This is a genomic window from Pontiella sp., assembly GCF_041622395.1.
Taxonomy (GTDB): Bacteria; Verrucomicrobiota; Kiritimatiellia; order Kiritimatiellales; family Pontiellaceae; genus Pontiella.
In genome coordinates this window covers 1-10886 of sequence record NZ_JBFJYW010000107.1, presented here as the reverse complement: position 1 = coordinate 10886, position 10886 = coordinate 1, and the positions used below count along the sequence as shown (strand labels likewise).

Genomic DNA, 10886 nt, shown 5'->3' with positions numbered 1-10886 from the left:
GTTCCCCAACTTGGCGGAGGGCTGCTCCTTGGAGCATTCGATCCCGAGCACGGGCCACGAAGGATCGATGGTTTTGTTCTGCGCCGCCGAGATGGCCCCGATGAAACCGACCTCCTCGGCGCGCGTCAACAGGCCGTGGCAGCTGCGTGCGGCACCTTGCCGTTTCAACCGGTCAAGCGTCAGCAGAATGACCGCCACGCCCGCCAAGTCGTCGGCGACGCGCAGCCCGAGGCGGGCGCCCTTCCGGCTCCACGCCGGAAGATCCCACATGCCCAACGTGCCTTCGGCAAGAGCAGCCGGCGCATCGAGTTCAACGGCGCACCGCAGGAAACCGGACTCCTTGTCGCGGCGCGCCGTCCGTACCGTGCCGCCGACCGGCTCGCCATCGACCGGAAAAAACCGCATGCGGGCCTCGGGAAAGAACTCCGGCAGCACGCCCCCGCGGAACCAGGCTTGCGCCTGCCGTCCGCGCCGCTTAATGAACGCAAAGCCCGGATGGTCCATGTGCGCCTGCAACACCCACGGTTTGCCGGACTGGCGGCCCTTGCCGGGATAGGTCAGCAGCATGTTGCCGTGGCCATCCCGCTTGATGGCGATCCCGTTTTCCCCGGCCCAGCGCCAGACATAGTCCTGCACCGCCGACTCGCAGAACGGCGCGGTCGGCAACGAGACCACTTCCTTTAAAACCTTCAGTTCGCTTGACGTCAAAGACACAACATTGCTCCTAAATTTAAACTACGGCACCAGGGGGTCAGCACGCTTTCAATGAATGAGCCAGCCGTTTCGCTTGCATGCTTCACCGAGCGTATCCAGAAAGCACTCCCGACCCCGATCGTCGCGATACAGGTCGTTTTGGCGATCTCCACGACTCACGACATGATAGACCGCCCCACCTTGGTTTGCGCGCCATGGAAAAAATTAGGCGACAACCATGCGCGAATCAAACTTGTAATGATGATAATAGCGTTCCGACCCTCCCCATTCCGACCCCACCCCAACACCCGCGCCCCGGATCGAAAACATTTCCAATGCAAAAAACATTCACATCCTCATTGCAACACTTCACAACCTCGCGGTAGTCTCCCGTCTCATATGGGCAGGGTTTCATGCCGACACAACCAATGAAGCGAACGGCAAAAGGAACCCGGCCCAACAACGAAAGGAAAAGCACGCGTGAAGCCCTATAAACTATTGTCGTTAATTGCACTCGCAGTGTTCTGCTCCAGCTTGGTGCTGGCCAATACGGACGAGCGGGTATGGACGTTCAAATCCGGCCAAAAGCTCCGTGCGGCCCAGCTCAGCTATGATGCCGCTTCCGGCGAAGTGGTGCTGCTGATCCATGATTCGGAGAAGCACACGATCGCGTTCGACGAGCTTTCCCCGATCGACCAGGCATGGCTCGTCGAGTGGAGCCAGATCGAGCAGGAGATGGATGTCTTGGTCGATGCGCTAGGCGGCCGCTTCGAGCATTACGTAGCCGAAGGGGAATACACGACGGACTTCTATGCATACTACCCCACCGTCTGCGAGACCAACCGGAACCGCCCGATGCTGATCCTGTTTAATGCCAGCGGCAAGGCGGCCCGCTATCTTAAATTGTTTGTAGACGCGGCGGAGCTTCACGGCATCGTCATGGTGGCCTGCTCGGAATTCTACAATACGCCGAATGACGGAGGGGATCCCGAGATGCTTAAACGCTTCCAGGAGCTGCTTCCGATAATTGAATCGACCGTGCCGCACGACCCCAAGCGGATGTTCATGGGCGGGAACTCGGGGGGCGCCATGCGGGCCTACAACTATACCGCCCAGATCGACCGCCCTTGGGCCGGGGTCTATGCCAATGCGGGATGGCTCGGCGGGTATGATTATTACGACTGGCCCTACCCCTCCGGAATGCGCATCGCCATGGTAAACGGCAACAACGACCATGCCAACCGCTGGCTGGAACGGGATGGCAAACTGCTCAGCTCGAAAGGCAACACCGTGGTGGTATTTTCATTCGACGGGGGACACCAGTCCGCGCCCCCCAAAAGCCGTTCCAAAGCACTGGAATGGCTGATCAACGAAAACGGGGCATACGATTAGGAAAATCGAGTCCCGCCGTTCAAAACCAAAAAACAAGGGGAGACAAAATGAAAGCATACGCAGTGGCCGCACTTGCCTTGGGTCTGGCATCGAACCTATTCGCGGAGAACCCAACGGAGCAGGAGATGCCGCACGCCATCGACCTGGCGCCCTCCTCCCAGGAATTCACCGCTCAATTGGCCCAAGAAATCATCAAGGCAAAAGCGCTTCAATTGACTCCGTTCATTCAGGTGTCGGCCGAATGGTGCGGCCCATGCAGGCGGCTACACGCCAGCATGGACGACCCGTTAATGATCGATGCTTTTCGGGGCACCTATGTGATTAGACTGGATGCGGACAAATGGCGGGAGGCCCTAAAGGACACGGCCTACTCAGCCAACGGCATTCCCGCATTCATCGCAATTGACGATACGGGAAAACCGGTTGGCATGATCGATGGAGGCGCCTGGGGAAAGGACATCCCGCAAAACATGGCGCCACCGTTAAAGAAATTCTTTACGAAACACCAATGGGCCTATTGACCAATCGCCCCCGGAACCGCGCGAACGTACCCCGCATTCCGGCTCGATTGCGCTAAATCTCCGCCTTGGGGTAGGAGCCGAGGACGGTCATGAGGGTGCAGTGCTCCTGCAGCTCGTCGAGGGCGCGCTTGACTTCGGGCTGTTCGACGTGGCCATCGATATCCACGAAGAAATAGTATTCCCACGCCTTGTTGCGGCTGGGGCGCGACTCGATCTTGGTCATGTTGATGTTGTCGGCCTTGAAGACGGAAAGCGCGTCGTAGAGCGCGCCGACCCGGTGCTTCACCCCGAAGACGATCGAGGTTTTGTCGCATCCCGTCGGGGCGCTGTATTCCTGGCCGATGATGAGGAAGCGGGTGGTATTGCCCTGCATGTCCTGGATGTTTTCGGCCAGCACATCGACTTCGTACATATCGGACGCCATCACGCTGGCGATCGCGGCGGCACCGGGGGTTTCCATGGCGAGCTGGACGGCCTTGGTGGTGCTTTCCACGGGCGAGAGCTTCACGTTGGGCATGTTGCTGCCCAGCCATCCGCGGCATTGGCCGAACACTTCCTGCTTCGAAAAGATCAGGGTGATTGCTTCCTTGGGTTTGTTCGAGAGCAGCGTGAGCGAAATCGGCAGATAGGCTTCCGCGCAGATCTTCAAGGTGGTGGTGGCAAACTGGTCGAAGGTGTGCGTAACGGCGCCTTCGGTCGAGTTTTCGATCGGCACCACGCCATAGTCGGCCGCACGGCTCTGCACTTTGTCGAACACCTCGGCGATGGTGCCGGTCGGGATATATTCGACGCTGACCCCGAACTTGTTGCGCGCGGCCTGGTGGGTGAACGTCGCTTCCGGCCCGAGATAGGCAATCTTCATTTCGGTCTCAAGCGCCAACGCGGCCGACATGATTTCCCGATAGATCGCGTGCATCGACTCATCCGGCAACGGCCCGGCATTGAGCGACTTGATCTTTTCAAAGACGGCGCGCTCGCGGGACGGGACATAGATCTCCGCCCCGGACTTTTTCTTTTCCTCGCCGATTTTAAGCACCACGTTGATGCGCTCGTTCAGCAAGCGTACGATTTCGGAATCGAGCGTATCGATTTCGGTTCTCAAATGATCAAGATTCATAGTTTGTGTCCTCGTAAATATGTTGACCGCGAAGCCGCAAAGAAACGACGCTTCGCGCTTCTTTTCGCCTTCGCGCCACTGCGGTCGTTCAATCCTGTTTTTCCGACTCCTCGGTCGTTGCGGCGGCTTCCTCCGCCTGGAGTTCCTCGTCGAGCGCGGCGATGGATTCATCCGCGCCATCGTCATCCGATGTCCGCACCTTTCCCTTCAGCTCCTCATCCATATGCGGCAGGTTCGGAGTGGTTTCCTTCTTGTTCTTTTCTTCCGCAGGCACGGCGCGCTTCAGCTCCTGGCTACCGGGCAGATCGTCGATCGCATTGATGCCGAAATGCTCCAGGAACCGTTGGGTGGTGCCGAACAACCACGGGCGGCCCGGCAGCTCGCTGCGGCGCACCACGCGCACCAGCTGCATATCGATCAGCTTGCGCAACACGGCATCCACGGAAACCCCGCGCACCTCTTCGATCTCGGAGCGCAGGCAGGGTTGGCGGTAGGCCACGATCGCCAGCGTTTCAAGCGCGGGCTTCGACAGCCGCATGGTTTGGTTCTTCTCCAGCAGCGCCCGGACGAACGGGCCGCAGGTGGCATCGTTCTGCAAACGATAGGCCCCGGCAACCAGCGCAACGCTCAAGCCCACCTTGGCTTTTTCCAGATCTTCCTGCAACTGTTCGAGCGCCCCTTCGATCTGGCTGTCGGTCGCCTTGGCATATTGCTCGTACGGCCCGCCAAACCCGTTGCCGGTCTCGATCATCGCCTTGCGCATGCGCTTGACCGTCAGCGGCTCCTTGGCCGCGAAAAGCAGCGCGCCGACGATTTGCTTCAACTCAGGAAGTACATCTACCGTGCTTTCGCTCATTGCCTGCACTCCGATCGTGTTCCCACAAAACACCTATCCGGTCCCGCGCTGTTTAGACTGATTTTGTCCCGACTCATTTTTCCAAATCCACTTGAGGCCTGTTGCCGGTCGTCCTCGAATTCGGCGCGTTCGGGCTCGTCGCCTTCCCGCGGTTCGCGCTCGGAGATGAAGCCCTCCATAATATCGAACTCCGGATGCCGCGGTTCCGGTTCTTCCGGCGGAAGTCCGGGGGCGGCTTCGGGCTCGCGCGCTTCAACCATGATGTCGCCAAACCGTTCATCCTGGATGCAGGCGATCTTGTTGAGCTTGATCAGCTCCAGCACCGCGAGGAACGTGCAGACGATTTCCTGCCGCGAGGTCATGCCGCCGAACAGATCGCTGACGCACAGGCGGCTGACGAACTTCAGGTTTTCCACGAGGAAGGTCACCTTCTGGCCAACCGTGTATTCCTCCGCGAAGATTTCCTGGAGGTTTTCCTCCTGCACGCGGCCGAGGGCTTCGTTCAAGGCGGAGATCAGGTCGAAAATACTCGCGTCCTTCAGGTCGACGTCCGGCGGGGCCCCCAGTTCCACATGTTCGCTCTCGCGGCCGAACACGTTTTCCATGTGCAGTTCGAGATCCTCCAGATGGTCGGCGGCATCCTTGAACTTTTTGTATTCGACCAGCTGGCGCACGAGATCCCAGCGCGGGTCCTCCTCTTCCTCGTCCTCCTGATCCCTGCGCTCGTCGACGGGCAGCAGCATGCGGCTCTTGATGAGCATCAGCGTGGCCGACATCACAAGGAAGTCGCCCGCAATGTTCAGGTCGAGCACCTTCATCAGCTTCAGGTACTCCATGTATTGGTCGGTAATGCGCCCGATCGGAATGTCGTAGATATCCACCTCGTCCTTTTTGATCAGGTACAAGAGCAGATCGAGCGGCCCCTCGAACACTTCGAGCGAGACCTTGTAGTCGTCTTTAATCAATTCCATTGGACTGGACACCGTTCCTTTTAAACACGCATGCAGAGTTCAGAATGTCGCATGGCGTCCTTCGACCGCCCTTAGGCAAGCCCCACGGCCTGGCGAGCCTTTTGCAGGGTTTCGCGGGCGAGGGCCGAAGCCTTTTCGGCCCCGGCCTTGAGCACGTCTTCGACATAGTCCATGTTGCCGGCCAGTTCGCGGCGCTTTTCGCGCAGCGGGGCGAAATGCTCGTTGATCTTTTCGAGCAGCTCCAGCTTGGCGTGGCCATAGCCCAGGCCGCCGGCGCGGTAGCGCTCGGCCAGCGCGGCCTGCTCCTCGTCGGTCGAAAGCAGCTTGTAGAGGGCGAACACGTTGCAGGTTTCGGGATCCTTCGGATCCTCCAACTCCTTGCTGTCGGTCACGATCGACATCACGCGCTTCTTCAGCGGCTTGCCCTCCATGAAAATCTCGATGGTGTTGTTGTAGGACTTCGACATCTTCTGCCCGTCGATGCCGGGCACCACCGCGACGTTCTCGCGGATCGAAGGTTCCGGAATGGTGAAGACCTCGCCGTAGGTGTTGTTGAACTTGACCGCCAGGTCGCGCGTCACCTCGACGTGCTGCTTCTGGTCCTTCCCCACGGGCACCACGTTGGCCTGCGGCGCCAGAATGTCGGCGGCCATCAGCACGGGATAGGCAAACAGGCCGTGCATCGGGGAGATGCCCTTGGCCACCTTGTCCTTGAAGGAGTGGCAGCGTTCGAGCAGCCCCATCGGGCAAACGACCGACAGCAGCCAAGCCAGCTCATGCACCTCCGGCACATCGCTCTGGCGATAGAGCGCGGTGCGCTCCGGATCCACGCCGCACGCCAGAAAATCGAGCGCCACGTCCGCGGTCATCTCCCGCAGCGCCGGCCCGTCCTGGACCGTGGTCATGGCGTGGTAGTTGGCGATGAAGATGAAGGCATCGCCCTTATCCTGCAGCTCCGCCGCAGGCTTCATCGCCCCGAAATAATTGCCGATATGCAATTTGCCCGAAGGCTGTATACCCGTAAGTATTCTCATTCAAAACTCCGTTCCCGGCCATTCATTGCAGGCACCGGCCAGTCGTCGGCCGGTCCCGCCTCCACAAACGCCTCTTTTCAACTCCCGGCTTTCCGCCGAAAACAAGGCCCGTTTCTACCTGTTATGCGAATCCTTTACAAATCCATAAGCCCCGAAACTCCGGCACGGGCCGGGGTCGCGGCACGCGAGCGGCCCCGTAAAGATTTTGCACTATCTACTTGAGAATCATACGGCGCCGACCTATGAAGCGTTTCCTATAGGAGAGTTGCAGTCCACAGCAGCCGGCAAGGGTGCGCAGACTCCCCGGCAACACCATCCAGCAAGCAGGAAAACCATGTTTCGCATCCGAAAAATATACGACGACGCCTCCGCCGCCAACCGCCACGCCATTGCACAGGTGCAATCCATCATCCGCAAACAGTTCCCCACCGCCCGGCGCGAAGATCTCGAAAAGATCCCGTTGCAGTTGCACGATCCCGTCAGCTACAAATACCGCTCCGTCCTGTTTGTCGCCGACGACACCGCCGGGAACGTCAAGGGATTCGCCATCATGCTGCACATGGCGGACATCAACGTCACCTATCTGGAACTGATCTCCGCCGCGCCGCTGAAAAACGGCGGCGGGATCGGCAGCGTGCTCTACGAACGCATTCGCGAGGAGTCGGCCAAATTGAAGGTCAAGGGCCTGTTCTTCGAATGCAGCATCGACGACGACCGGGTCACAGACCCCGCCACCCTTAAAAACAACCAGATGCGGATGAGGTTCTACGAGCGCTACGGTGCCCTGCCGATCTGCAACAACGTCTACGACTCGCCGGTCAAACCGGGCGACCAGGATCTGTACTACCTGATGTACGACGCGCTCGACACCGCCGCGCCGCTGCCGCTCGGGCTGACCCGGACCGTGGTGCGAGCCATTCTGGAGCGGAAATACCACGGCATTGTTGCCAAGGAACAGGTGGAAGAGGTGGTGGAATCCTTCCGCGACGATCCGGCCGTCCTGCGCGCACCGCGCTACAAGGCCAAGCCCGCCCCGGTGCACCAGCACGAAAAAACATCCATTGCGCTGGTGGTCAACGACCAGCACGCCATCCACCACGTCACCGACAAGGGCTATGTCGAATCGCCGGTTCGCCTGTCGCAGATCCTCAAGGAGATCAACCGCACCGGGCTCTTCGAACAGGTCGAGCACCGCAAAACCCCCGCCGCGCTGCTGCGCCGCATCCACGACCCGGAATACCTCGCCTTCCTGCGCGATGTCTGCAAACAGCTCCCGGTCGACAAATCCATCTATCCGTCCGTGTTCCCCGGTCGCAACCGCTTCCGCAAATCCAGCGACGTCGAAGTCCAGATCGGTTGCTTCTGCACCGACACCACAACCCCGCTCAACCGCAACGCCTACCTCGCCGCCTGCGGCGCCGTCGATTGCGCCGTAACGGCCGCGGAGATGCTGCTCGAAGACTACGACCTCAGCTACGCGCTGGTCCGCCCCCCGGGCCACCACGCCGAGTGGAGCAAGTTCGGCGGCTTCTGCTACTTCAACTCCACCGCCGCCGCCGCGGAATATCTCTCCGACTACGGGCACGTTGCCGTGCTCGACATCGATTTCCACCACGGCAACGGCACGCAGGACATCTTCTACGAGCGCGCCGACGTGCTGACGGTCTCGATCCACGGCGACCCCGCCTACGCCTACCCCTTCTTCTCCGGCATCGCCGCCGAAACCGGCAAAGGCGAAGGCAAAGGCTTCAACGTCAACCTGCCGTTGCCCGAAGACTGCTCGGTCGAACGCTACCAGAAAACCCTCGCCAAGGCCCTCAAGCGCATCACGGCCTTCAAGCCGGACTATCTGATCATCGCCCTCGGCCTCGACACGGCCAAGCGCGACCCCACCGGCAGCTGGAACCTCGTCGCCAAGGATTTCCATAAAAACGGCATGATGATCGGGGCCATGGACCTTCCGATCCTCATCGTCCAGGAAGGCGGCTACCGCACCCAGACGCTCGGCACCAATGCCCGCTGCTTTTTTGAAGGGCTCCATAAAGGCCGGCAAAAGACGCGCTCCTAACGCCCCTGCCCGCGTTTCCCCTCCAAGCCGCCGGATCGCCCGGCGGCTTTTTTGTGCCCGGCCACCACCCATTCGCCGGAATCCCGATCGTTTTTGTCGCCTTTTTGATTGAACGCCATACCCCATGGGGGTATCTATCCCATTGAAACGCGGAGAACCGATATGAAAGGACACCCGACAACGCACGAGGAAAACAAAACCCGGCTCGCCCGGATCGAGGGGCAGGTCCGGGCCGTGGGACGCATGATCGACGACGGCGAATACTGCATCGACATCATCACCCAGATCCAAGCCGCGCGCTCGGCGCTGCACTCCGTCAGCAAAATTATTCTTGAAAAGCATCTGAAGCACTGCGTCGCCTCTGCCATCGAAAGCCGCAACGAAGCGGCCGTCGAAGAAAAACTCGAGGAAATCATGACCGTGATAAAGCGGATGGAAAAATAGAAAGGAACGCGCAATGAAAAGAAAAACCGCAATCGCCCTGATCGCCGCGATGTCCGTCGCCTTCGCTGCCCAAGGCGTGGAGGAGAAAAAGGCCGAAACCGCAGCGGCGGTCGAGCCGAAAGAACAGACCCATTGCCCAGTCATGCAGCGATCGGCCGTGGACAAGGCCCTGTGGGTCGATGTCAAAGGCAAGCGCATCTACGTCTGCTGCCCCGGATGCATCGAAAAAATCGAGGCCAATCCCGACAAATATATCAACCGGCTCGAAGCGGAAGGGGTCACGCCCGACTCAACCCCGTAGCAGGTGACCTCGCCGGAAACGGACAAACCGTAAAACAGGAGGCGCCATGAAAAAACGATGGCCCATTGCAGCGCTCTTCACCGTTGCCTGGTTCAGCAGTTATGCCGATCCGTTCGGAACCAACCTGACGCTTCGGGCGGCACTGGACCAGGGTGCGGAAAACAACCCGCGCCTCCAGGCGGCCTTCCATCGATGGAAGGGAGCTGAAGAATCCATCTCCGTGCAACAGGCGCTGCCCGATCCAACCTTCACCTACGGCTATTATTTTGAATCGGTCGAAACCCGCGTAGGCCCGCAGAACCACCAGCTTCGACTGGCCCAGACTTTTCCGGGGCTTGGAAAACGCGCCGCCAGAAAGGCCATCGCCTCGGCGATGGCCGCCGGCTACGAAGAAAATTATAAGCAGGAAAAACTCGATCTCGCCTTCCGCATTTCCCGGGCGTATGCCGAGCTCTACTATCTGAAACGGAGCATCGACATTACGCAGGAGCGCATCCGGCTCATCCGCGATTTGGAAAGAGTGGCCCGCGCCCGCCACTCGGCCGGCGCCCTCATGGCCCCCATCCTTCAGGCGCAAGTTGAGCTGGGGCGTCTCGAAGACCGGCTCTCCTCCCTGAAGGACTTGCGGCGGCCGCAGGTGGCCCGACTCAACGCCGCGCTCAACCGCCCGGCGGACGCCCCGCTTCCGTGGCCGCTTGAACTGCCGTATGCCCGAATCGCTCCCGACGAAGCGGCGCTGCTGAAAGATCTGGAACGAACAAGTCCGGACCTCTCCGCTCTGGTCTGGAATGTGGAACAAGGGTTGCAGCGGGTCACCCTGGCCCAACGCGAGCGCCGGCCCGACCTCACCCTCGGCGTGCAGTATATCCAGACCGGGGATGCCGCCATGCCGGTTTCCAATAGCGGCAAGGATCCAATCCTTGGAACCATTGGCATCAACGTCCCGCTTTGGATCGGAAAGAACCGCGCCCGTATCGCATCCGCAGACTTCGAGCGAACCGCCGCACAGCTAACGCTCGAAGACCGGAAGCAGATGCTGGAAGCCGACCTTAAGCAGGCGCTGTTCAACCTGCGCGACGCCGACCGCAAAATCGATCTCTACCAGAAGAGCCTCATTCCCAAGGCGCAACAATCCCTCGAGGTCAACCGCAAGGGCTATGAAGCCGGTCAGCTGGAATTCATCAACCTGATCGAGGCCGAGCGCATGTTGCTGGAATTCCAGCTCGCCTACGAACGCGCGCTGGCCGACCACCTCATCCATCGCGCCGAGCTCGGCAAACTGACCGGCATTGATTTTCTGGAAGGAGCAAGCCATGCAACGCATTAAACCCATCCTATTCATTGCCGCCGCGTTCGTTGCGGGCGTTATCCTGCGCGGATGGCTGGCCGCTCCCGCCGGCACCCCCGAAGGGAACGGCCCATCCGTTGCCGTCGCCCCCGAAACATGGACCTGTTCCATGCACCCCCAGATCCAGCTGCCGAAGCCCGG

General features: G+C 60.0%; 10 protein-coding genes and 1 pseudogene. 6 read left to right on the top strand and 5 right to left on the bottom strand.

The window, feature by feature from the left end; all coding sequences use genetic code 11:
• A pseudogene (locus tag ABYO54_RS07925) lies at positions 1-714 on the bottom strand (hypothetical protein); the annotation flags it as partial.
• A gap of 459 nt (positions 715-1173) precedes the next feature.
• Between ABYO54_RS07925 and ABYO54_RS07920 the strand changes: the two are divergent.
• Both ABYO54_RS07920 and ABYO54_RS07915 read left to right on the top strand, forming a co-directional pair.
• Entirely contained in the window at positions 1174-2085 is a 912-nt protein-coding gene (locus tag ABYO54_RS07920) for a hypothetical protein (protein WP_372807712.1), read from the top strand.
• 47 nt (positions 2086-2132) lie between these two features.
• Positions 2133-2606: a thioredoxin family protein gene (locus tag ABYO54_RS07915; RefSeq protein WP_372807711.1), complete on the top strand. Its 474-nt coding sequence runs from the start codon at positions 2133-2135 to the stop codon at positions 2604-2606.
• A 52-nt stretch (positions 2607-2658) separates the two neighbouring features.
• Here ABYO54_RS07915 and pheA read toward each other — a convergent pair whose 3' ends face one another.
• From pheA to trpS, 4 genes are all read right to left on the bottom strand, one after another.
• Positions 2659-3723, bottom strand: coding sequence for a prephenate dehydratase (gene pheA, locus ABYO54_RS07910; RefSeq protein ID WP_372807710.1), 1065 nt, complete (start codon positions 3721-3723; stop codon positions 2659-2661).
• Between the two features lie 88 nt (positions 3724-3811).
• Complete coding sequence (scpB, locus tag ABYO54_RS07905) at positions 3812-4579, bottom strand: SMC-Scp complex subunit ScpB (protein ID WP_372807709.1); 768 nt, start codon at positions 4577-4579, stop codon at positions 3812-3814.
• Positions 4576-5550, bottom strand: coding sequence for a ScpA family protein (locus ABYO54_RS07900; protein WP_372807708.1), 975 nt, complete (start codon positions 5548-5550; stop codon positions 4576-4578). Before ABYO54_RS07900 ends, scpB begins: the two co-directional genes overlap by 4 nt.
• 71 nt (positions 5551-5621) lie before the next feature.
• Complete coding sequence (trpS, locus tag ABYO54_RS07895) at positions 5622-6584, bottom strand: tryptophan--tRNA ligase (RefSeq protein WP_372807707.1); 963 nt, start codon at positions 6582-6584, stop codon at positions 5622-5624.
• A 334-nt stretch (positions 6585-6918) separates the two neighbouring features.
• Between trpS and ABYO54_RS07890 the strand changes: the two genes are divergently transcribed.
• From ABYO54_RS07890 to ABYO54_RS07875, 4 genes are all read left to right on the top strand, one after another.
• Positions 6919-8652 (top strand): histone deacetylase family protein, encoded by a 1734-nt coding sequence (locus tag ABYO54_RS07890; protein ID WP_372807706.1) that lies wholly within the window; start codon positions 6919-6921, stop codon positions 8650-8652.
• A 162-nt stretch (positions 8653-8814) separates the two neighbouring features.
• Positions 8815-9096: a metal-sensitive transcriptional regulator gene (locus tag ABYO54_RS07885; protein ID WP_372807705.1), complete on the top strand. Its 282-nt coding sequence runs from the start codon at positions 8815-8817 to the stop codon at positions 9094-9096.
• A 13-nt stretch (positions 9097-9109) separates the two neighbouring features.
• A complete protein-coding gene (locus ABYO54_RS07880) occupies positions 9110-9397 on the top strand; it encodes a hypothetical protein (protein WP_372807704.1) in 288 nt (95 codons plus the stop codon).
• 46 nt (positions 9398-9443) lie between these two features.
• On the top strand, positions 9444-10724 hold the full coding sequence (locus ABYO54_RS07875) for a TolC family protein (RefSeq protein ID WP_372807703.1): 1281 nt from the start codon (positions 9444-9446) through the stop codon (positions 10722-10724).
• Positions 10725-10886 lie beyond the last annotated feature (162 nt).

Excerpts from the sequence above, each read along its gene's own strand:
- ABYO54_RS07915 (WP_372807711.1), top strand. The coding sequence starts at position 2,133 with ATGAAAGCATACGCAGTGGCCGCACTTGCCTTGGGTCTGGCATCGAAC.
- pheA (WP_372807710.1), bottom strand. The coding sequence starts at position 3,723 with ATGAATCTTGATCATTTGAGAACCGAAATCGATACGCTCGATTCCGAA.
- scpB (WP_372807709.1), bottom strand. The coding sequence starts at position 4,579 with ATGAGCGAAAGCACGGTAGATGTACTTCCTGAGTTGAAGCAAATCGTC.
- ABYO54_RS07900 (WP_372807708.1), bottom strand. The coding sequence starts at position 5,550 with ATGGAATTGATTAAAGACGACTACAAGGTCTCGCTCGAAGTGTTCGAG.
- trpS (WP_372807707.1), bottom strand. The coding sequence starts at position 6,584 with ATGAGAATACTTACGGGTATACAGCCTTCGGGCAAATTGCATATCGGC.
- ABYO54_RS07890 (WP_372807706.1), top strand. The coding sequence starts at position 6,919 with ATGTTTCGCATCCGAAAAATATACGACGACGCCTCCGCCGCCAACCGC.
- ABYO54_RS07885 (WP_372807705.1), top strand. The coding sequence starts at position 8,815 with ATGAAAGGACACCCGACAACGCACGAGGAAAACAAAACCCGGCTCGCC.
- ABYO54_RS07880 (WP_372807704.1), top strand. The coding sequence starts at position 9,110 with ATGAAAAGAAAAACCGCAATCGCCCTGATCGCCGCGATGTCCGTCGCC.
- ABYO54_RS07875 (WP_372807703.1), top strand. The coding sequence starts at position 9,444 with ATGAAAAAACGATGGCCCATTGCAGCGCTCTTCACCGTTGCCTGGTTC.